The 23,439-nt window shown below is 75.3% G+C and carries 2 protein-coding genes; both read right to left on the bottom strand.

Annotation, left to right across the window (positions count from 1 at the left end):
* Positions 1 to 38 precede the first annotated feature (38 nt).
* Complete coding sequence (locus tag HHL19_RS13395) at positions 39 to 9,389, bottom strand: type I polyketide synthase (protein ID WP_169089093.1); 9,351 nt, start codon at positions 9,387 to 9,389, stop codon at positions 39 to 41.
* A gap of 107 nt (positions 9,390 to 9,496) precedes the next feature.
* Positions 9,497 to 23,158, bottom strand: a complete 13,662-nt coding sequence (locus HHL19_RS13390; RefSeq protein WP_346768586.1) for an SDR family NAD(P)-dependent oxidoreductase — start codon at positions 23,156 to 23,158, stop codon at positions 9,497 to 9,499.
* Between the last annotated feature and the right edge of the window lie 281 nt (positions 23,159 to 23,439).

Below are 23,439 nucleotides of genomic sequence, written 5' to 3'. Positions count from 1 at the left end.
AACTGCGAAGGGAAGGGGACGTCGGTGGCGCGGGACCGTCAGTTCACGGGGTCACCGCCCAGCTCGCTGTCGATGAACGCGAACAGGTCCTCGGCGGAAGCCGAACCGAGCCGCTCGGCCAGATCCGCCTCCTCCTCGGCCGCGGCCGGCGCCTCCTGGGCGGCCGCGGCGAACGCGACCGGGGCGCCGAGTGTCTCCAGGAGCTCCATGAGCCGCGCCGAGACCGCCGCACGGGCCTCCTCGTCGTCGGCGAGCGCCCCGAACCCGGCCTCGACGCGGTCGAGTTCGTCGAGCACCGCGCCGCTGCCGGACGTGCCCGACGTCGCGAGCTCCAGCAGGCCGGCGGCGAGCGCGGCGGGCGTCGGATGGTCGAAGACCAGCGTGGCCGGCAGCTTCATCCCGGCCGCGGCACCCAGGCGGTTGCGCAGGTCGACCGCGGTCAGCGAGTCGAAGCCCAACTCCTGGAAGGCCCGCCCCGGCTCGACGGCGTCCGCGTCCGAGTGCCCGAGCACCTCCGCGACCTTGCTCCGCACCAGGGCGAGCACGGTCCGGGACCGCGCCTCGTCGTCGAGCCCGGCGAGCCGGTCGGCGAGCGACTCGGCGGACACGGCCTGGGACACGGCCGTACGACGGGAGGCCCGGGCCGCCTCGCGCGGCGCCCGCCCCGCGCTCTCGTCCTCCGACCCGGGCGTGGCGAAGGCCGCGTACGGGATCTCCTGGAAGGTGACGGAAGCGGCGGAGAGCACCGGCTGACCGGCGGCGTCGGTCAGCAGCAGCGCGGCCGTGAGCGCCTCGGCGCCGTCTCCGGCTCCGGTGGCGGTCAGGTGGGCGCGTACGGCGGTGGCGCCGGTGGCGTACAGCCGGACGTCGCTCCACGCGACGGCCACGAGCACCCCGTCCGCGTCCGCCTCCTGCGGGAACGGATGCCGCAGCAGCGCCCCGTCGATCAGCTCCGGGTGCAGGCCGAACCGCTCGGCCTCGGCCGCGAGTTCGTCCGCGAGCGCCACCTCGGGGGCGGACGCCCCGGCACCGGAGACCTCGGCCTCCGCGTCCGGTCCCGCGTCGCCCAGCGTGCCGTCGGCGTGCAGGGTCCACTCCGCGCCGGGCCGGTCGGCCCTGGCGTGCACGGCGAACGGCCGCAGCCCGTCCTCGTCCGGCCCGCCCACCCGGACCTGGAGCTGTACGTCGCCGGAGGCGGGCAGCACCAGGGGCGCGTGCAGCGCGAGCCCGTGGACGGTGTCCGCGCCCAGTTCGTCACCGGCACGGACCAGCAGCTCGACGAACGAGCCGGCGGACACGACGACCGCGTCCCCGACCGCGTGGCGGCCAAGCCAGGGGTGGGTGTGGCGGGTGACACGGCTGGTGAAGAGGGTGTCCTCGGACCCGGCGACGGTCACGGCCGCACCGAGCAGCGGGTGACCACCACTGCTGTCGGCCAGGGCTGCCGGGCCGGACTCCAGCCAGTAACGCTGGGTCTGGAAGGCATACGTGGGAAGAGTGACGCGTCCGGGCCGGGCCGGGGCGAAGTACGCGTCCCAGTCCACCGACACACCGGCGACGTGCAACTGCCCGAGAGCGGACACCAGGGTGTCGGGCTCGGAACGATCACGACGCAGACCGGCGACGAGCGTCCCGTCCTGCACGGACTCCGCCGCCATCGCGGAGAGGACACCGTCCGGGCCGAGTTCGAGGAAGACGCCGACCCCGGCCGCCTCCAGGGCGCCGACCGCGTCGGCGAAACGGACCGCGCCACGGACCTGGTCGGCCCAGTACTCCGCCGTCCGCAGATCCCCACCCTCCGCCAGACGACCCGTCAACGTCGACACGACCGGAATCGAAGGCTCGGCGAACGTCAACTTGGCGGCCTCCGCACGGAAGGCGTCGAGCATCCCGTCCATGTGCGGGGAATGGAACGCATGAGACACCGTGAGCCGCTTGGTCTTACGACCCTGCTCCCGCAGCTTCTCCGCGACCGCGAGGACCGCGTCCTCGTCACCCGAGACGACCACCGAGGTCGGACCGTTGACGGCCGCGATCGCGACCCGACCCTCCAACAGCGGAAGAACCTCGTCCTCCGCCGCCTGCACGGCCACCATCGCACCGCCCGACGGCAACGCGTCCATCAGCGACGCACGCGCGGCCACGAGCCGGCAGGCATCCTCAAGGGACAGCACCCCAGCGACGTGCGCGGCAGCGAGCTCACCGATCGAGTGACCAGCCACGAAGTCCGGACGGACACCCCACGACTCCACCAGCCGGAACAGAGCCACCTCGACCGCGAACAACGCCGGCTGCGTCATCCCGGTGCGATCGAGGTTCTCGCCGGAGGCGATCACCTCACGCAGCGACACCTCCAGCAGACCGTCAAGCACACCGACGACCTCGTCGAACGCCTCCGCGAACTCCGGGAAGGCATCGGCCAGTTCCAGACCCATCCCGGCACGCTGCGCGCCCTGGCCCGTGAACAGGAACGCCGTCTTGCCGGAGCGGCCGGCGCCCCGCACGACGGAGGCGCTGGAGCCGCCCTCGGCGAGCTCGCGCAGCCCCGACAGCAGGGCCTCGCGGTCGTCACCGACGACCACGGCACGGTGATCGAGGACCGCACGCCCGGCGGCCAGCGAGAAACCGACGTCCGCCGGACGCAGGCCGGGCTCGGCCTCGACGAGTGCGGCGAGGCGTGCCGCCTGGTCCTGGAGGGCCTGGGCGGTGCGGCCGGACACCGTCCACGGCACCACGGACAGGTCCGCGGCCGGCCGGTCGTCCCGCGAGGTCTGCGGGGCGGCGGCCGGGGGCTCCTCGATGATCACGTGGGCGTTGGTGCCGCTGATGCCGAAGGAGGACACGGCGGCGCGGCGGGGGCGGCCGGCCTCGGGCCACGGGATCTCCTCCGAGAGGAGCTCCACGGCGCCCGTCTCCCAGTCGACGTGCGGCGTCGGCTCGCCGACGTGGAGGGTGCGGGGCAGCACGCCGTGGCGCATGGCCTCGATCATCTTGATCATGCTGCCGACGCCTGCGGCGGCCTGGGAGTGGCCGATGTTGGACTTCAGCGAGCCGAGGTAGAGCGGGCGGTCCTCCGGCCGGTCCTGGCCGTAGGTGTTGAGCAGCGCCTGCGCCTCGATGGGGTCGCCGAGGCGGGTGCCGGTGCCGTGCGCCTCGACGGCGTCGACGTCGGCGGTCGACAGTCCGGCCGCGGCGAGCGCCCGGCGGATGACGCGCTCCTGCGAGGGACCGTTGGGGGCGGTGAGGCCGTTGCTGGCGCCGTCCTGGTTCACGGCCGATCCCTTCACCACCGCCAGGACCTGGTGACCGTTGCGTACGGCGTCGGACAGCCGCTCGACGAGCAGCAGGCCCACGCCCTCCGCCCAGCCGGTGCCGTCCGCGTCCGCCGAGAACGACTTGCAGCGGCCGTCGGGGGACAGTCCGCGCTGGCGCGAGAACTCCACGTACGTCAGCGGGGTGGACATCACGGTGGCGCCGCCGGCGAGGGCGAGGTCGCACTCGCCGCTGCGCAGGGCGTTGGCCGCGAGGTGCAGGGCGACCAGCGACGACGAGCAGGCGGTGTCGACCGTGACGGCCGGGCCCTCCAGGCCGAGGGTGTACGAGACGCGGCCGGAGGCCACGCTGCCCGCGATGCCGGCGGCGCGGTACCCCTCCAGGTCGTCGGGGATGTGCGCGGCCCCGGCGCCGTAGTCGTGGTACATGACGCCGGTGTAGACGCCGGTGCGGCTGCCGCGCAGGGCGCCGGGGTCCACGCCCGCGTTCTCGAAGGCCTCCCACGCGGTCTGGAGCAGCAGGCGCTGCTGCGGGTCGGTGGCGAGGGCCTCGCGCGGCGACATGCCGAAGAACTCCGGGTCGAACCGGTCGGCGTCGTGCAGGAAGCCGCCGTGCCGGGTGTACGTCTTGCCGACGCTCTCCGGGTCCGGGTCGTACAGCGATTCGACGTCCCAGCCGCGGTTGTCCGGGAACTCGGAGACGGCGTCCACGCCCCCGGCGACGAGCCGCCACAGGTCCTCGGGCGAGGCGACCCCGCCCGGGTAGCGGCAGGCCATGCCGACGATCGCGATCGGCTCGTCCGCCGTGACGTCGACGGTCGCCACGGGCGCGGCGGCGGCCGGGGCGTTCGTGTCGAGGCCGAGCTGGTCGCGCAGGTGGGCGGCGAGGGCCCCGGGGTTCGGGTGGTCGAAGACCAGCGTGGTCGACAGGCGCAGACCGGAAGCGGTGTTCAGGCGGTTGCGGAGCTCCACCGCGGTCAGCGAGTCGAAGCCCAGCTCCTGGAAGGCCCGGTCGGCGTCGATCGCCGACGGGTCGGCGTGCCCGAGCACCCCGGCCACCTGCGCCCGCACCAGGTCGAGCAGGGCCGCGTCCCGCTGCGCGGGCGTCAGCGGTGCGAGCCGCTCCGCCAGGGCGGCGTCGCCGTGGCTCGCGGAGCCGGCGCGGCGCGGCCCGGCCGGGGCCAGGGCCCGCAGCATCGGCAGCGGCTGGTCGCCGTTCCCGCCGCGCAGCGCGGCGAGGTCGATGCGGTTGACCGCGAGGACGGCCTCGCCGGTGGCGGGGGCCGCGTCGAAGAGCTCCATGGCCTCGGCCGTACGCAGCGGCAGCAGGCCCGAGCGGGCCATGCGCTGGAGGTCGACGTCCGACAGACCGCCAGAGAGCTCGCTGCTCTCGGCCCACAGGCCCCAGGCCAGCGACAGACCCGGCAGGCCCTGGGCGCGGCGGTGGGCCGCGAGGGCGTCCAGGAAGGTGTTGCCCGCGGAGTAGTTGGCCTGCCCGGCGGTGCCGAGGAGACCCGCGATCGAGGAGTAGAGGACGAAGGCGGTGAGGTCGAGGTCGCGGGTGAGCTCGTGGAGGTTCCACGCCGCGTCGACCTTCGGCCGCAGCACGGCGTCGAGGCGCTCGGCGGTCAGCGAGCCGATGAGCCCGTCGTCGAGGACGCCGGCGGTGTGGACGACGGCGGTGAGCGGCTGCTCGGCGGGGACGGCGGCCAGCAGCCCGGCCAGCGCCTCCCGGTCCGTCACATCACACGCCGCGACCGTCACCGACGCACCAGCGCCCTCCAGCTCCGCACGCAACTCGGCAGCACCCGGGGCGTTCTCACCCCGACGACTGACAAGGAGCAGATGCCTCGCACCGTGCTCGGCCACCACGTGCCGGGCCAGAACCGCACCCAACGCACCCGTGGCACCCGTGATCAGCACCGTCCCCGCGTCCCAACGGGCACCGGACGCGTCGGCTTCGCCGGCGTCGGCCTGGGCCCGCACGAGGCGGGGCACGAGCAGCGACCCCGCCCGCACCGCGACCTGCGACTCCCCGCCCGCCAGGACGGCCGCGAGAGCGCGGCCCGACGCGTCGGTCTCCTCGTCGAGGTCGACGAGGACGATCCGGTCCGGGTTCTCGGTCTGCGCGGACCGCACCAGACCCCACACACCGGCGTGCAGCAGATCCGACACGTCCCCGCCGCCGACGGAGACCGCGCCGCGCGTCACGACCACGAGCCGCGACTCCGCGAACCGCTCCTCCGCCAGCCAGGAACGCACCACGCCCAGGACCCGGGCCACGGCGCCGCGCGCCGCCTCGCCCGACACCGCGCCACCGGACATCAACGGCAGGACGACCACGCCCGGCACCGTCGACAGGGCGGACAGCGCCGACAGGTCCGAGGCGTCGGACGGCAGCTCGAAACGGTCCTCGGGCAGGGCGAGTTCGCCCGCCGGGGCGGGCAGGGCCGTCCAGGTGACGGCGTACAGCCCGTCGCGGACCTGGGTCGCCGCGGCGCGCAGCGCCTCCCGGGAGAGGGGCCGCAGCGCCAGCTCCTCGACGGAGGCGACCGGCGCGCCCGAGGCGTCGGCGACGGTCAGCGCGACCGACTCGGGCCCGGTGAGCCGGAGGCGTACCCGCAGCGCCGACGCGCCGAGGGCGTGCACCTGGACGCCGGACCAGGAGAACGGGAAGCCCTCCTGGCCCTTACGGTCGGCGACGCCGGGCAGCAGGGTGTGCAGGGCCGCGTCGAGGAGCGCGGGATGCAGCCCGAAGCGGGCGGCGTCGGCGCGCTGCTCCTCCCCGAGCGCCACCTCGGCGAACAGCTCGCCCTCGCCCTTCCAGACCCGTCGCAGGCCCTGGAACACCGGGCCGTAGCCGTAGCCGAGCTCCGACAACCGCTCGTAGACACCCGCGAGTTCGGCCTCCGCGGCCCCGACGGGCGGCCAGGCGGCCAGCCCCTCCGGGGTCTCCGCGCCGACCTGGGCGAGGGTGCCCGTGGCGTGCGCCGTCCACGGCCGGCCGGCCGCTGCGTCGTCGCCGTCGGGCCGGGAGTAGATGCCCACGCTCCGGCGGCCCGAGGCGTCGGCGCCGCCGACGAGGACCTGGATCTGCACACCGCCGGACGCCGGCAGCACGAGCGGGGCCGCGAGGGTCAGGTCCTCGACGCGGCCGGCACCGAGGCGCTCGCCCGCCGCCGTCGCGAGCTCCACGAAGCCCGTCCCCGGGAAGAGGTCGGTGTCGAGGACCCGGTGGTCGGCGAGCCAGGGGTGGGTGTGGCGGGTGATACGGCTGGTGAAGAGGGTGTCCTCGGACCCGGCGACGGTGACGGCCGCACCGAGCAGCGGGTGACCACCACTGCTGTCGGCCAGGGCTGCCGGGCCGGACTCCAGCCAGTAACGCTGGGTCTGGAAGGCATACGTGGGAAGAGTGACGCGTCCGGGCCGGGCCGGGGCGAAGTACGCGTCCCAGTCCACCGACACACCGGCGACGTGCAACTGCCCGAGAGCGGACACCAGGGTGTCGGGCTCGGAACGATCACGACGCAGACCGGCGACGAGCGTCCCGTCCTGCACGGACTCCGCCGCCATCGCGGAGAGAACACCGTCCGGGCCGAGTTCGAGGAAGACGCCGACTCCGGCCGCCTCCAGGGCGCCGACCGCGTCGGCGAAACGGACCGCGCCACGGACCTGGTCGGCCCAGTACTCCGCCGTCCGCAGATCCTCACCCTCGGCGAGACGACCGGTCAGCGTCGACACGACCGGGATGGTCGGCTCGGCGTAGGAGAGCTTCGCCGCTTCCTTACGGAAGGCGTCGAGCATGCCGTCCATGTGCGGGGAGTGGAACGCGTGGGACACCGTGAGCCGCTTGGTCTTACGACCCTGCTCCCGCAGCTTCTCCGCGACCGCGAGGACCGCGTCCTCGTCACCCGAGATCACGACAGAGGTCGGACCGTTGACGGCCGCGATCGCGACCCGACCCTCCAACAGCGGGAGGACCTCATCCTCGGCGGCCTGGACCGCGACCATCGCACCGCCCGACGGCAACGCGTCCATCAGCGACGCACGCGCGGCCACGAGCCGGCAGGCATCCTCAAGGGACAGCACCCCGGCGACGTGCGCGGCGGCGAGCTCACCGATCGAATGACCGGCCACGAAGTCCGGACGGACACCCCACGACTCCACCAACCGGAACAGAGCCACCTCGACCGCGAACAACGCCGGCTGCGTCATCCCGGTGCGATCGAGGTTCTCGCCGGAGGCGATCACCTCACGCAGCGACACCTCCAGCAGACCGTCAAGCACACCGACGACCTCGTCGAACGCCTCCGCGAACTCCGGGAAGGCATCGGCCAGTTCCAGACCCATCCCGGCACGCTGCGCGCCCTGCCCCGTGAACAGGAACGCCGTCTTGCCCGAGCGGCCCGCGCCGACCGCCACCGACGCGGCCGTGCCGCCCTCGGCGAGCTCGCGCAGCCCCGACAGCAGGGCCTCGCGGTCGTCACCGACGACCACGGCACGGTGATCGAGGACCGCACGCCCGGCGGCCAGCGAGAAACCGACGTCCGCCGGACGCAGGCCGGGCTCGGCGGTCTCCAGGGCCGTGAGCAGGTTGCGGGCCTGGGCGGTCAGGGCTTCCGGCGTCTTGCCGGAGACCGGCCACGGCACGACCGGCAGGTCGACGGCCTGGACGGCCGGGGTGGCCTGCGCGGCCGGTGCGGGCTGCTCCGTCGTCTCGTCCTCGGCGGCGGCCGGTGCCGAGGGCTGCTCGATGATGACGTGGGCGTTGGTGCCGCCGAAGCCGAAGGAGGACACGGCGGCGCGGCGCGGCCGGTCGGCCTCGGGCCACGGGGTCTCTTCGGCGAGGAGCTCGACGGCGCCGCTCTCCCAGTCGACGTGCGGCGTGGGCTCGTCGATGTGGAGAGTGCGGGGCAGCACGCCGTGGCGCATCGCCTCCACCATCTTGATCACGCCGCCGACACCCGAAGCGGCCTGGGCGTGGCCGATGTTGGACTTCAACGACCCCAGGTACAGGGGACGTTCGCGGTCGCTTCCGTAGGTGTTGAGGATGGCCTGGGCCTCGATGGGGTCGCCGAGGCGGGTTCCGGTGCCGTGCGCCTCGACGGCGTCGACGTCGGCGGCGGACAGGCCGGCGGCCGTCAGGGCCTGCCGGATGACCCGCTCCTGGGCGGGGCCGTTCGGGGCGGTGAGGCCGTTGCTCGCGCCGTCCTGGTTGACGGCCGAACCCTTCAGGACCGCCAGGACCTGGTGACCGTTGCGCACGGCGTCCGACAGCCGCTCGACGAGCAGCAGGCCCACGCCCTCGGCCCAACCCGTACCGTCCGCGTCCGCCGAGAACGACTTGCAGCGGCCGTCGGCGGCGAGGCCGCGGAGCCGGGAGAACTCGATGAAGGCGACCGGGGTGGACATGACGGTGGCGCCGCCGGCGAGGGCGAGGTCGCACTCGCCGCGCCGCAGGGCGTTGGCCGCGAGGTGCAGGGCGACCAGCGACGACGAGCAGGCGGTGTCGACCGTGACGGCCGGGCCTTCGAGGCCGTACGTGTAGGCGAGCCGGCCGGAGGCGATGCTGCCGGCGCTGCCGCTGAACAGGTAGCCCTCGACGCCCTCCGGGGGCAGGTGGGGGCGGGAGCCGTAGTCGTTGTACATGACGCCGGTGAAGACGCCGGTGCGGCTGCCGCGGACGCCGTCGGGGTCGATGCCGGCCCGCTCGAAGGCCTCCCAGGCCGTCTGGAGCAGCAGGCGCTGCTGCGGGTCGACGGCCACGGCCTCGCGCGGCGACATGCCGAAGAACTCCGGGTCGAAGCGGTCGGCGTCGTGGAGGAAGCCGCCCTCGCGCCCGTAGGTCTTGCCGACACTCTCGGGGTCGGGGTCGTACAGGGCGTCGACGTCCCAGCCGCGGTTGTCCGGGAAGTCGGAGACCGCGTCCACGCCGTCGGCGACGAGCCGCCACAGGTCCTCGGGCGAGGTGACCCCGCCCGGGTAGCGGCAGGCCATGCCGACGATCGCGATGGGTTCCTGCTGCCTGTCCTCCACTTCGCGCAGGCGCCTGCGCGCGTCACGGGCATCCGCGATGGCCCGCTTGAGGTAATCGCGGAGTTTCTCCTCGCCCGACATGGTGTCCTCTCCCCCAGGGGTGGTGTGCGTGTGGCGGCGGCGGTCCGCCGATGGCTGTGGCGTTGGGTGTGGTGCTGCGTGGGGCGCCGGTTCGCGCGGTGCGGTACTCACTCCAGCTCGTCGAGCAGGGCGAACAGCTCCTCGTCGCTGGCGCTCTCCAGGTCCGCGTCGTCGTCCTCGCGGCCGCCGGGGGCGGCTTCTCCCCCTGCGGTCTCCGCCAGGCTGAGCAGCTCGCGCAGCCGGGCGGTGAGGAGCGCCTGGCCGTCGGAGCCGGCCGCCGCCACCTCCTTGATCAGCGAGGTGAGGCGGGAGAGTTCCTTGAGGACGGGTTCGGCGGACGGGGTTCCGTCGAGGCCGAGCTGGTCGCGCAGGTGGGCGGCGAGGGCGCCGGGGTTCGGGTGGTCGAAGACCAGCGTGGTCGGCAGTCGCAGACCGGTGGCCGTGTTGAGGCGGTTGCGGAGCTCGACCGCGGTCAGCGAGTCGAAGCCCAGCTCCTGGAACGCCCGGTCGGCGTCGATCGCCGACGGGTCGGCGTGCCCGAGCACCCCGGCCACCTGCGCCCGCACCAGGTCCACGAGGGCCGCTTCCTGCTGGCCCGGCGACAGGGCCGCGAGCCGCTCCGCGAGGGTGGCGCCGCCGGTCTGCTCGGCCGTGGTGCCGGCCGCCGCGCGCTTCGGTGCCCGGCGGACCAGGCCGCGCAGCAGGGCGGGCGGTTCGGTGTCCGCGGAGCGCAGCGCCGCCGTGTCGAGGCGGGTGACGCCGAGGACGGCTTCCCCGGTGGCGGGGGCGGCGTCGAAGAGCTCCATGGCCTCGGCCGTACGCAGCGGCAGCAGGCCCGAGCGGGCGAGGCGCTTGATGTCGGCGTCCGTGAGGCTGCCGGAGAGTTCGCTGCTCTCCGCCCACAGGCCCCAGGCCAGCGACAGACCCGGCAGGCCCTGCGCCCTGCGGTGGGCCGCGAGGGCGTCGAGGAAGGTGTTGCCGGACGCGTAGTTGGCCTGCCCGGCGGTGCCGAGGAGGCCGGCGATCGAGGAGTAGAGGACGAAGGCGGTGAGGTCGAGGTCGCGGGTGAGCTCGTGGAGGTTCCACGCCGCGTCCACCTTGGGCAGGAGCACGGAGTCGAGCTGCTTGCGCGTGAGGGAGGAGAAGACGCCGTCCTCGACGATGCCGGCGGTGTGGACGACGGCGGTGAGCGGCTGCTCGGCGGGGACGGCGGCCAGCAGCCCGGCCAGCGCCTCCCGGTCCGTCACGTCACACGCCGCGACCGTCACCGACGCACCAGCGGCCTCCAGCTCCGCACGCAACTCGGCAGCACCCGGGGCGTTCTCACCCCGACGACTGACAAGGAGCAGATGCCTCGCACCGTGCTCGGCCACCACGTGCCGGGCCAGAACCGCACCCAACGCACCCGTGGCACCCGTGATCAGCACCGTCCCCGCGTCCCAACGGGCACCGGACGCGCTGTCGGATGCGCCGGCGTCGGCCTGGGCCCGCACGAGGCGGGGCACGAGCAGCGACCCCGCCCGCACCGCGACCTGCGACTCCCCGCCCGCCAGGACGGCCGCGAGAGCCCGGTCCGAGGCGTCGGCCGCGTCGGCCGGGTCGAGGTCGGGGTCGAGGTCGAGGAGGACGATGCGGCCGGGGTTCTCGGTCTGCGCGGACCGCACGAGGCCCCACACACCGGCGTGCAGCAGGTCGGTGACGTCTCCGCCGTCGACGGAGACGGCGCCGCGCGTCACGACCGCGAGCCGCGCGTCGGCGAACCGTTCCTCGGCCAGCCAGGAACGCACCAGGTCGAGGACCCGGGCCACGGCGTCGCGCGCCGCCTCGCCGGTCACCGCGCCGCCGGACGGCAGCGGCAGGACGACCAGTCCCGGCGCGGCCGGCACGTCCGACACGTCCGTCGCGTCGGCCGGCAGCTCGAAGCGGTCCTCGGGCAGGGCGGGCTCGCCCGCCGGGGCCGGCAGCGCCGTCCAGGCGACGCGGAGGAGTCCGTCCCGCGTGCCCGCTCCGGCGGCGCGCAGGGCGTCGAGGGAGAGCGGGCGCAGGTGCAGGGTCTCCACGGTGGCGACGGGCGTGCCGGCGCCGTCGGTGACGGTGAGCGCGGCCTGCAGGGTGTCGGGGTCGGGGCTGGTGAGGGCCAGGCGTACGCGCAGGGCGGTGGCGCCGGTGGCGTGGAGGGCGGCGCCGCTCCAGGCGAACGGCAGCCAGGACCGGCCGTCCTTGTCGGCGACGCCCGGGAGCAGGGTGTGCAGGGCGGCGTCGAGGAGCGCGGGGTGCAGCCCGAAGCGGGCGGCGTCGGCGCGCTGCTCCTCCCCGAGGGCGACCTCGGCGAACAGTTCGCCCTCGGCCTTCCAGACCCGTCGCAGGCCCTGGAACACCGGGCCGTAGCCGTAGCCCTGGTCGAGGAGCCGGTCGTACGCGCCGGTCAGGTCGACCTCTTCGGCCCCGGCGGGCGGCCAGGCCGCGAGCGCCTCGGGTTCGGGGGCGCGGTCGGCGGCGAGCGTGCCGGTGGCGTGCCGGGTCCAGCCGGTGCCGTCGGTGTCCGTCTCGGGCCGGGAGTGGACGTCGACGGTGCGGCGTCCGGTGTCGTCGGCGGCGCCGACGGCGACCTGGAGGTGCAGGGCGCCGGTCTCCGGCAGGACGAGCGGGGCGGCGAGGGTGAGTTCCTCGACGTGGCTCGCGCCGGTCTCCTCGGCGGCGCGGGCCGCGAGGTCGAGGAGGGCGGTGCCGGGCAGGAGGGTCACTCCGGCGACGGCGTGGTCGGCGAGCCACGGGTGGCCGCCGCGCGAGACGCGGCCGGTGAGGACGTACTCGTCGCGGTCGGCGAGGGCGACGGCGGCGCCGAGCAGCGGGTGGTCCGTGCCGGACAGGCCGAGGCCGTTGGCGTCGCCGGTGCCGCCGGCGGGGCCGTCGAGCCAGTACCGGGCGTGCTGGAAGGCGTACGACGGGAGGGCGGTCCTGCGGGCGCCGGGGAAGACGGCGTCCCAGTCGACGGGCGCGCCGGAGGCGGCGAGCAGGCCGAGGACGGCGGCGAAGGAGCGGGCCTCGGGGCGGTCCCGCCGCAGGACGGGGGCGACGACTCCGGCGTCGTCGGTGAGGCAGCCCTGGACGAGGGCGGTGAGGACGCCGTCGGGGCCGAGCTCGATCCACTCGGTGACGCCGGCGGCCTCCAGGGTGCGGACGCCGTCGAGGAAGCGGACGGCCTCGCGGATGTGGCCGGCCCAGTAGTCGGCGGAGGCGAGCTGTTCGGGGGTGGCGAGCTCGCCGGTTAGGTTGGAGACGACGGGGATGCGGGGGGCGTGGTAGACGAGTCCGCCGGCGACCTCCCGGAACTCGTCGAGGACCTCCTCCATGTGCGGGGAGTGGAAGGCGTGGCTGACGGACAGCACCTTGGCCTTGCGGCCCTTCTCCTTCCACGCGGCGGCGAGGGCCGCCACGTGGTCGGCGTCCCCGGAGATCACCGTGGACGACGGGCCGTTGAGTCCGGCGACGGTGACGGCGGCGCCGGCGGGGAGCCCGGCCAGCAGGTCGCGGACCTCTTCCTCGGTCGCCTGGAGCGCGGCCATGGCGCCGCCCTCGCGGGCGGCCTGCATGAGCCGTCCGCGTTCGGCGACGAGGACGCAGGCGTGGTCGAGGTCGAGGACGCCGGCCAGGTGGGCGGCGGTGACCTCGCCGATGGAGTGGCCGAGGAGGTAGTCCGGGGTGATCCCGTGGTGTTCGAGGAGCCGGAACAGGGCGGTCTCGACGGCGAACAGGGCGGCCTGGGTGAAGGCGGTCCGGTCGACGAGGGCGGCGTCGGCGGAGTCGGCCGGTGCGAACAGCACCTCCTTCAGGGGGCGCGGCAGTTCCTGGTCGAGGCGTCCGCAGACCTCGTCGAACGCGGCGGCGTAGACGGGCGAGGTCTCGTACAGCTCCCGGCCCATGCCGAGTCGCTGGGAGCCCTGGCCGGTCAGCAGGAACGCGGTCTTCCCGCGCCGGGCGGCGGCCCGGACGACGTCCGGGGAGACCTGGCCGCGGGCCAGGGCGTCGAGTCCGGCGAGGAGTTCGTCGCGTCCGCCGGCGGTGACGGCGGCGCGGTCGTCGAGGAGGGCCCGGGTGGTGGCCAGGGACCAGCCGATGTCGGCGGGGTCCGTGCCGGGGTTCTCGGTGACGTACGCGTGGAGGCGGGCGGCCTGGGCGCGCAGCGCGTCCTCGCCGCGAGCGGAGAGGAGCCACGGGGTGACGGGGACGGCCGGGGTGGCCGCGGGCCGCGCCGCCTTCGCGTCGGCGGGCTTCGCCGGCGGCTGCTCGATGATGACGTGGGCGTTGGTGCCGCTGATGCCGAAGGAGGAGACGGCGGCGCGGCGGGGGCGGCCGGCCTCGGGCCACGGGGTCTCCTCGGTGAGGAGCTCGATGGCGCCGTCCTCCCAGTCGACGTGCGGGCTGCGCTCGTCGGCGTGGAGGGTGCGCGGCAGGACGCCGTGGCGCATGGCCTCGATCATCTTGATGACGCCGCCGACGCCGGCGGCGGCCTGGGAGTGGCCGATGTTGGACTTCAGCGAGCCGAGGTAGAGCGGGCGGTCCTCCGGACGGTCCTGGCCGTAGGTGTTGAGCAGCGCCTGGGCCTCGATGGGGTCGCCGAGGCGGGTGCCGGTGCCGTGCGCCTCGACGGCGTCGACGTCGGCGGACGTCAGGCCCGCGGCCGTCAGGGCCTGCCGGATGACGCGCTCCTGGGCGGGGCCGTTGGGGGCGGTGAGGCCGTTGCTGGCACCGTCCTGGTTGACGGCCGAACCCTTCAGGACCGCCAGGACCTGGTGCCCGTTGCGCACGGCGTCGGACAGCCGCTCGACGAGCAGCAGGCCCACGCCCTCGGCCCAGCCGGTGCCGTCCGCGTCCGCGGAGAAGGACTTGCTGCGGCCGTCGGGCGAGAGTCCGCGCTGGCGCGAGAACTCCACGAACACGCTGGGTCCCGCCATCACGGTGACGCCGCCGGCGAGGGCGAGGTCGACCTCGCCGCTGCGCAGCGCGTTGGCCGCGAGGTGCAGGGCGACCAGGGACGAGGAGCAGGCGGTGTCCACGGTCACGGCCGGGCCTTCGAGGCCGTACGTGTAGGACAGCCGGCCGGAGACGACGCTGGACAGGTTGCCGGCGAGGAGGAAGCCCTCGAACTCCTCGGGGCTGGCGGGCAGCCGGGCCGCGTAGTCGTCGTACATGGCGCCGGTGTAGACGCCGGTGTGGGAGCCGCGGAGGGTCGCCGGGTCGATGCCGGCGCTCTCGAAGGTCTCCCAGGCGGTCTCCAGGAGCAGCCGGTGCTGCGGGTCGGTCGCGGTGGCCTCGCGCGGCGAGATGCCGAAGAACTCCCGGTCGAACAGGTCGGCGTCGTGGAGGAAGCCGCCGTGGCGGACGTAGGAGGTGCCGGCCTGCTCCGGGTCCGGGTCGTACAGGTCGTCGAGGTTCCAGCCGCGGTTGACGGGGAACTCGCTGATGGCGTCGACGCCGTCGGCGACGAGCCGCCACAGGTCGCCGGGCGAGGAGACCCCGCCGGGGTAGCGGCAGGCCATGCCGACGATGGCGATGGGCTCGTTCGCGGTCGTGGTGGCGGACTTCTTCGCGGGGGCGGCGGGCGCCCCGGCGGAGGCGGCGCCGTCGATCTTGCCGAGGAGGAAGGCGGCGACCGCGGCCGGGCTGGGGTGGTCGAAGACCAGGGTGGCGGGGAGCCGGAGCCCGGTGGCGGCGTTCAGCCGGTTGCGGAGCTCGACGCCCGCGAGGGAGTCGAACCCGGTGTCCTTGAAGGCGCGTTCGGGGTCGACGGACCGGGCGTCGGGGTGGCCGAGGACGGTGGCGACGACGCCGCGCACCAGGTCGACGACGGTGGTGGCCCGCTCCTCCGCGGAGAGCGCGGCGAGCTGCCCGGCCCAGTCCGAGCCGGCCGCGCCCGCGCCGGACGCCACGGCCCTGCGGGTCCGGGCGGCGGCCGGGACGAGCCGGCGCAGCAGGGCGGACGGCTCGCCGGCGGCGCGGAGCTTCGGCAGGTCGAAGGCGGCCGGGACGGCGAGGGCGTCGCCCGAGGCGAGGGCGGCGTCGAAGAGGGCGAGGCCGCGGGCGGCGTCGAGCGGGTTGATGCCGGCGCGGGTCCAGCGGGCCAGGTCGGCCTCGCCGAGCCCGGCGCCCATGCCCTGCTGGGCGTCCCACAGGCCCCAGGCCAGGGAGAGGGCGGGCAGGTCCTGGGCGTGGCGGTGGGCCGCCAGGGCGTCCAGGAAGGTGTTGGCCGCCGCGTAGTTGGCCTGTCCGGCGGTGCCGGTGATGCCGGACACCGACGAGAAGAGGACGAAGGCCGACAGGCCCAGGTCGCGGGTGAGGTCGTGCAGGTGCCAGGCGGCGTCCACCTTCGGTGCGAGGACGGTGGCGAGCTGCTCGGGGGTGAGGGCGGCGACGGTGGCGTCGTCGAGGACGCCGGCGGTGTGCACGACCGCGGTCAGCGGATGCGCGGCGGGGACGGCGGCCAGCAGGGTCGCGACGTCGTCCCGGTCGGCGGCGTCGGCGGCGGCCACGGTGACGTGGGCGCCGAGGGCGGTGAGTTCGGCCGTCAGCTCGTCGGCGCCGGGGGTGGCGGGGCCGCGCCGGCTGCTCAGCAGCAGGTGGCGTACGCCGTGGGCGGTGACGAGGTGGCGGGCGAAGAGGGCGCCGAGGCCGCCGGTGCCGCCGGTGACGAGGACGGTGCCGTCCGGGTCGAAGGCGGCCGGCCGCTCCTCGCCGTCGGCTGTCGGCGTGGCGGTGGCGCGGGCGAGGCGGGGCGCGTGGAGGCGGCCGTCGCGCAGCGCGAGCTGCGGCTCGCCGGCGGCGAGGGCCCGCGCGAACACCTCGGAGTCCAGGCCGGCTTCCTCGGTGTCCACGTCCAGGAGGACGATGCGGCCCGGGTGTTCGGCCTGGGCGGAGCGGACGAGTCCCCAGACGGGTGCGGCGGCGAGTCCGCCGACCGCGTCGCCGGGCAGGGCCGCGACCGCGCCGTGGGTGACGACGAGGAGTGGAGCGTCGGCGCCCGCCTCGTCGGCCAGGTGCGCCTGGAGGAGGTCGAGCGCGGTGCGGGCCGCGGCGTGCGCCGCGGACGGCCGGTCGTCGTCGGCGGCGTCGGCGGTGTGCGGGACGCGGAGGACGACGGGCTCGGCCGTGGCCCCGGCCGGCTGTCCGCCGGTCTCCTGCCACTCGACGCGGTACAGCGCGTCGGGCGTGGTGTCGGCGGCCCGGCCGAGGCGCGCCTTGGGCACCGGCCGCAGGGTGAGGGCCGCGACGGACGCCACCGGGGCGCCGGTGGTGTCGGCGAGCAGCAGGGAGACCGTGTCGGGTCCGGCGGGCGAGATCCGGACGCGCAGGGCGGTGGCCCCGGAGGCGTGGAGGACGGTGTCGGACCAGGCGAACGGCAGCCGGATCTCGTCCGGGGAGCTGTCCTTGGCGGCGTCGAGGACCAGCGGGTGCAGGACGGCGTCGAGGAGCGCGGGGTGCACGCCGAAGCGGGCGGCCCGCTCGTGCTGGTCCTGCGGCAGCCGGATCTCGGCGTACACGTCGGAGCCGGCGCGCCAGAGGGCGGTGAAGCCCTGGAAGGCGGGCCCGTAGCCGTATCCGAGGTCCCGGAGGCGGTCGTACACGCCGTCGAGGGGCTCGGCCGTGGCGCCGGCGGGCGGCCACTGGCGGAGGTCCTCGGGGGCGTCGGTGCCGGTCGCCGGGGCGAGGGCGCCCGTGACGTGGCGGGTCCACAGGGATTCGCCGTCGGTGAGGGGCGCCGCGTCGTCGCTCACCCGGGTCTCGGGCGAGGAGTGGACGGTGAACGGGCGGGCGCCCGTGGCGTCGGGGGCTCCGACGGTGACCTGCACGCGGACCGCGCCCTGGCGGGGCAGGACGAGCGGGGCCTCCAGGGTGAGCTCCTCGACCCGGCCGGCGCCGGTCTGGTCGCCGGCCGCGACGGCGAGCTCCAGGAAGGCGGTGGCGGGGACGAGGACGGTGCCGCCGATGGTGTGGTCGGCCAGCCAGGGGTGGGCGCTCAGGGAGAGGCGGCTGGTGAGGACGACGTCCTCGCGGTCGGCGAGCCGGACCGTGGTGGCGAGCAGCGGGTGGTCCGCCGCGTCCAGGCCGAGGCTGCGGGCGTCGCCGGAGGCCTGCGGCGCGAGCCAGTAGTGGGCGCGCTGGAAGGCGTACGTGGGCAGGGCCGCCGCGGGCCGGGCCCCGGGGAAGAACGAGGCGCGGTCCAGGGGCGCGCCGGCGGCGTGGGCGCCGCCGATGCCCGCGAGGAGGGTGCCGGGCTCGGAGCGTCCGGACCGCAGCAGCGGGAAGGCGCGGGCGGCCGGGGTGGCGAAGGAGCCGGTGGCCATGGCGGTGAGCACGGCGTCGGGGCCGACCTCGACGAAGACGGTCGCGCCCTGCTCCTCCAGGGTGCGGACGGCGTCGAAGAAGCGGACGGCCTCGCGGATCTGGGTGACCCAGTACGCGGGCGAGGTGAGCTGCCCGGGTTCGGCGAGCGTGCCGGTGACGGTGGAGACGACGGGGACGGCGGGCTCGCGGTACTCCAGCTCCTCGGCGGTGCGGCGGAACTCGTCGAGGACGGAGTCCATGTGCGGGGAGTGGAAGGCGTGGCTGACGGTCAGCCTGCGGGTCCTGCGGTCGCGGGCGCGCCACGCCTCGGCGATCTCCTCGGCGGCGTCGGCGTCGCCGGAGATGACGACGGCGGTGGGGCCGTTGACGGCGGCGAGCGCGACGCGGCCCTCGTAGCCGTTCAGGCTGTCGGTGATCTCGTCGGCGGAGGCCTCGACGGCGATCATCGCGCCGCCTTCCCGCGCGGCCTGCATCAGCCGGCCGCGGGCGGCGACCAGGCGGGCGGCGTCCGGGAGGGAGAACACGCCGGCGGCGTGCGCGGCGGCGAGTTCGCCGATGGAGTGGCCGGCGAGCAGGTCGGGGGCGAGCCCGTGGTGGGCGAGGAGCCGGAAGAGGGCGACCTCGACGGCGAACAGGGCGGGCTGGGTGTACGTGGTGAGGTCGAGCAGCTCCGCCTCGGGGCTGCCCGGCTCGGCGAACAGCAGCTCGCGCAGCGGCCGGTCGAGGTGCGGGTCGAGGCTGTCGAGGACCTCGTCGAGGGCACGGGCGAACACCGGGTGCGCGGCGTACAGTTCGCGGCCCATGCCGGCGCGCTGGGCGCCCTGGCCGGTGAACACGAACGCGGTGCGCCCGGCGCGGGCGGCGTCGCCGGTGACGACGTGGGCGGCGTCGGCGCCGCGGGCGAGCGCGTCGAGCCCGGTGAGGAGTTCCTCGGCGGTGGAGCCGTACACGGCCGCCCGCTGTTCGAAGGCGGTACGGGTCGCGAGCGCGGCGCCGACGGAGGCGGCCTCGGTGTCCGGGTGGTCGGCGAGGTGGGCGTGCAGGCGGGCGGCCTGCTCGCGCAGGGCGTCCTGGTCGCGGGCGGACAGCACCCACAGGGCGGGGGCGGCTGCCGGGGCGGGGGCGGCTGCCTCGGCCTCGGCCTCGGCCTCGTCGCCCTGTTCCAGGACGACGTGGGCGTTGGTGCCGCTGATGCCGAAGGAGGAGACGGCGGCGCGGCGGGGCCGGCCGGCCTCGGGCCACGGGGTCTCCTCGGTGAGGAGCCGTGCCGCGCCGGCCTCCCAGTCGATGTGCGGGCTGGGCTCGTCGGCGTGGAGGGTGCGGGGCAGGACGCCGTGGCGCATGGCCTCGACCATCTTGATGATGCCGCCGACGCCGGCGGCGGCCTGCGCGTGGCCGATGTTGGACTTCAGCGAGCCCAGGTAGAAGGGGCGGTCGCCGGGCCGGTCCTGGCCGTAGGTGGCGAGCAGGGCCTCGGCCTCGATGGGGTCGCCGAGGCGGGTGCCGGTGCCGTGCGCCTCGACGGCGTCGACGTCGGCGCCGGTGAGTCCGGCGTCGGCGAGGGCCTGCCGGATGACGCGCTGTTGGGAGGGGCCGTTGGGGGCGGTGAGGCCGTTGCTGGCGCCGTCCTGGTTGATCGCGGTGCCGCGGATGACGGCGAGGACGCGGTGGCCGTGGCGGCGGGCGTCCGAGAGCCGCTCGACGACGAGGAGGCCCACGCCCTCGGCCCAGGAGGTGCCGTCGGCGGCGGCGGAGAACGACTTGGAGCGGCCGTCGGCGGCGAGGCCCCGCTGGCGGGAGAACTCGACGAACATGCCGGGCGTCGACATGATGCTGGCGCCGCCGGCGATGGCCATCCGGGACTCGCCCTGCCGGACCGAGCGGACGGCCATGTGGAGGGCGACGAGCGACGACGAGCAGGCCGTGTCGATCGTGACGGCGGGGCCGACGAGACCGAGCTGGTAGGCGATGCGGCCGGACATGACGCTGGGCGTGGTGCCGGTGAGGAGGTGGCCCTCGACGGCCTCGGCGCCCTCGTGCATCCGCGGCCCGTAGTCGAGCGCGGTGGCGCCGACGAAGACGCCGGTGCGGCTGCCCTTCAGCGTCTCCGGATCGATCCCGGCGCGCTCGACGGCCTCCCACGCGGTCTCCAGGAGGAGCCGCTGCTGCGGGTCCATGGCGAGGGCCTCGCGGGGGGAGATGCCGAAGAAGCCGGCGTCGAAGGAGCCCGCGCCGTGCAGGAAGCCGCCCTGGTTCACGGCGCTGCGGCCGCTGCGGTCCGGGTCGGGGTCGAACAGGTCCTCGGCCCAGCCGCGGTCCTCGGGGAAGCCGCCGATGGCGTCGACGCCGTCCGCGACGATCCGCCACAGCTCCTCGGGCGAGGCGACCCCGCCCGGGTAGCGGCAGGCCATGCCGACGATCGCGATGGGCTCGTCGGCGCCGTCGGCCGGGGTGAACAGGTCGTCGTCCGCGTCACGGACGCCGGTGAGCTCGGCGATCAGGTGCTCGACCAGGGCGGCCGGGGTGGGGTGGTCGAAGAGCAGGCCGCTGGCCAGCCGGAGGCCGGTCGCGGCGGCGAGGGACTCCCGCAGCTCGACCGACATCAGCGAGTCGAAGCCGAGGTCCTTGAACGGGAGCCGGGCGTCGACGGCCGAGGGGCTCGCGTACTCCAGGACGGCAGCGACGTGGGCGAAGACGAGGTCGGCGACGATGGTACGGCGCTCGGCCTCGCCGAGGCCGGTGAGCCGCTGGGCGAACGCGCCGCCGTGGGCACGCGGGGCCGCGGAGGCCTCCGTCCCGGCCGGGGCGGCGGCGGGCAGCTCCGCCGCGGCGCGCGGGGTGCCGGAGACCCAGTACGGCTGCCGCTGGAAGGCGTACGTGGGCAGGGCGACCTGGCGCGGCGACGCGCCCTCGAAGGAGCGGGTCCAGTCGACGGGGGCGCCGTGCACGAAGGCGGCGGCGAGCGCGGCGGTGAAGGTCTGCGCCTCGTCGCGGTCGCGGCGCAGGACGGGGACGGCGGTGACGCTGTCCACGGCGGCGACCGAGTCGCGGGTCATCGCGGAGAGGACGCCGTCGGGGCCGAGTTCGAGGAAGACGCCGACTCCGGCGGCCTCCAGGGTGCCGACCGCGTCGGCGAAGCGGACCGCGCCACGGACCTGGTCGGCCCAGTACTCCGCCGTCCGCAGATCCTGCCCCTCCGCGAGACGGCCGGTGAGCGTGGAGACGACGGGGATGGTCGGCTCGGCGTAGGTGAGCCGGGCGGCCTCGGCGCGGAAGGCGTCGAGCATGCCGTCCATGTGCGGGGAGTGGAACGCGTGGGAGACCGTGAGCCGCTTGGTCTTACGACCCTGCTCCCGCAGCTTCTCCGCGACCGCGAGGACGGCGTCCTCGTCACCCGAGATCACGACAGAGGTCGGACCGTTGACGGCAGCCACAGCCACCCGGCCCTCCAGCAGCGGAAGAACCTCGTCCTCCGCCGCCTGCGCGGCCACCATCGCACCGCCCGACGGCAACGCGTCCATCAGCGACGCACGCGCGGCCACGAGCCGGCAGGCGTCCTCAAGGGACAGCACCCCAGCGACGTGCGCGGCAGCGAGCTCACCGATCGAATGACCCGCCACGAAGTCCGGACGGACACCCCACGACTCCACCAGCCGGAACAGAGCCACCTCGACCGCGAACAACGCCGGCTGCGTCATCCCGGTGCGATCGAGGTTCTCGCCGGAGGCGATCACCTCACGCAGGGAGACCTTCAGCAGACCGTCGAGGACGCCGACGACCTCGTCGAACGCCTCCGCGAACTCCGGGAAGGCATCGGCCAGTTCCAGACCCATCCCGGCACGCTGCGCGCCCTGGCCCGTGAACAGGAACGCCGTCCTGCCCGCCTCTGCCGCGGCGCCGCTGACGGCGCCGGGCGCCGGGGTGCCGGCGGCGAACGCGGCGGTGGCGGCGAGGAGTTCGTCGGATCCGGCGCCGAGGACGACGGCCCGGTGGTCGAAGAGGGTGCGGGTGGTGAGGAGCGACCAGCCGATGTCGGCCGCGTCGGGCGCGGTGGTGCCGTCGGCGAGGGCCTGGTGCAGGCGGGCGGCCTGGGCGCGCAGCGCCTCGGGGGTGCGCCCGGAGAGCACCCAGGGGGTGAGGCCGCCGGTCCGCGTGGCGGGGGCCGCGGTCTCGCGGACGGGGCTCTCCGCGAGGACGACGTGGGCGTTGGTGCCGCCCATGCCGAAGGAGGAGACTCCGGCGATCAGTTCGCGCTCGGGGTGCGGCCAGGGAGACAGCTCGCGCTGCACGGCGAGGCCGAGTTCGTCGAGCGGGATGGCCGGGTTGGGCGTCTCGAAGTTGAGGCTCGGGGGGAGCTGGCGGTGGGTCAGGCTGAGCAGGGCCTTGATCAGCCCGGTGATGCCGGCGGCGCCTTCGAGGTGGCCGACGTTGGTCTTGGCGGAGCCGACGTGCAGGGGCTCGCCGGCCGGGCGGCCCGCGCCGAGGACGGCGCCGAGGGCGGCGGCCTCGATGGGGTCGCCGACGGGGGTGCCGGTGCCGTGGAGTTCGACGTACTGCACGTCGGTGGGGGTGATGCCGGCCTTGGTGTAGGCCTCGCGCAGGACCTGCTCCTGGGCGGCGGCGCTGGGCACGGTGAGGCCGGGGGTGGCGCCGTCGTTGTTGACGGCGCTGCCGCGGATGACGCCGTAGATCCGGTCGCCGTCGGCGAGGGCGCGGTCGAGGGGCTTCAGGACGACGACGCCGGCGCCCTCGCCGCGGACGAAGCCGTTGGCGCGGGCGTCGAAGGTGTAGGCGGTGCCGTCGGGCGAGAGGCCGCCGAAGCGCTCCTCGGCGAGGGCGGCCTCGGTGAGCAGGTTGAGGTTCACGCCGGCCGCGAGGGCGGTGTCGGACTCGCCGGTGCGCAGCGACTCGCAGGCGAGGTGGACGGCGACGAGCGACGAGGACTGGGCGGCGTCGACCGTGAGGCTGGGGCCCTGCAGGCCGAGGAAGTAGGAGACGCGGTTGGCGATGACGCCGCGGTTGACGCCGGCCATGGTGTGCTGGGTGACGGCCTGGTCGCCGTACCGGTTGACGATTCCGGCGTAGTCGTCGCGGAGGGTGCCGACGAACACGGCGGTGCGGCTGCCGCGGAGGGTGGCGGGGACGACTCCGGCGTCCTCCAGGGCCTCCCAGGCCAGTTCGAGGACGATCCGCTGCTGCGGGTCCATCGCGGCGGCCTCGCGGGGGGAGATGCCGAAGAACCCGGCGTCGAAGTCCTCCACCCGGTCGAGGAAGCCGCCGCGCCGCACGCCGGCCTGCGCGGCCGGCGTGGAGTGCTCCAGGCGTCCCTCCGGTGCTTCGGTGATGGCGCTCGAACCGTCGCGGAGCAGGGTCCAGAATGCGCCCGGGTCGGCGGCGTCGGGGAGCCGGCAGGAAATTCCCACCACAGCGATGCCCGCACCATTCCCGTTTCCGGGACCGTTGACGACAGGGGTGTGTTCGACCGTCATCGCGCTCGACTGACCTTTCATCGCAGAAGCACAGAAGAACTGTCCGACTTCATCATCGAAAACAGGCAGACAGCTGAAGCCCGATCGAATCTACCGACCGTCGCTAATTGCCGCGTTCGGGCTCGGTAATGTTCCGGTAGGCCCCTGGTCATGGCGGTGGAATCCGCGTCGGAGAGCGTTCGGTTACCTTGTGGTGAGCGATGGGTGAGTCGGGGTCG

It is taken from the genome of Streptomyces sp. R302 (assembly GCF_012927245.1).
GTDB lineage: Bacteria > Actinomycetota > Actinomycetes > Streptomycetales > Streptomycetaceae > Streptomyces.
The sequence above is the reverse complement of the archived record's forward strand: the minus strand, read 5'-3'. Positions and strand labels throughout refer to the sequence as shown.